1 protein-coding gene is annotated in these 675 nt (G+C 54.2%); it reads right to left on the bottom strand.

Annotation, left to right across the window (positions count from 1 at the left end):
• The coding region (locus ACSNJE_RS15930; protein ID WP_495253077.1) for a methyl-accepting chemotaxis protein at positions 1 to 675 on the bottom strand (675 nt) is incomplete at both ends.

Below are 675 nucleotides of genomic sequence, written 5' to 3'. Positions count from 1 at the left end.
TCCACTTCTCTGGTGCCCACCTGCATGGATTCTACGGCCACCTTGGTCCCTTTCTGAATATTGGTTATCAGGTCGGCTATTTCCTTGGTGGCTTTACTGGACCTTTCGGCCAGTTTCCTTACCTCGTCGGCCACCACCGCGAAGCCTTTGCCGTGTTCCCCGGCCCGGGCGGCCTCGATAGCGGCGTTTAATGCCAACAGATTGGTTTGTTCGGCAATGTCGTCAATGACCTGGATAATTTCGCCGATTTTCTGGGACTGTTCGCCCAGTTCGTTGATCTTCCGGGCCGTTTCAAAAACGGCATCCTTGACCTGCAGCATGCCCTTAACGGTTCGTTCAACAGCCTGTCCGCCATTTGTAGCCACGACACCGTTTTGTTCGGACACCTGCTTGACCGTTTCCATACCTTCCGCCATGTCGTCAATCTTTTTGACCATATTTTCCACCAGGGCCGTTGTGCTGGCCACGTTTTTGCTCTGTTCGCCGGCTCCGGCGGCAATCTGCTGGATTGACTGGGCCACCTGGTCCATGACCTGTACTGTTTCCGTCACGTTTTTGGATTGTTCGGTAGAACCTTTAGCCACTTGTTCTATGGTCTGGGCCACCTGCTGGGTGGCTTTGGTCGCTTCTTCTGCGTTGGATGCTAATTCTTCGCTGGTGGCAGCAACGGTCTGG

This window comes from Thermincola sp. GK-1 (assembly GCF_059412445.1).
Note: the sequence above shows the minus strand (reverse complement) of the source record. Positions and strands in the feature narration are given on the sequence as shown.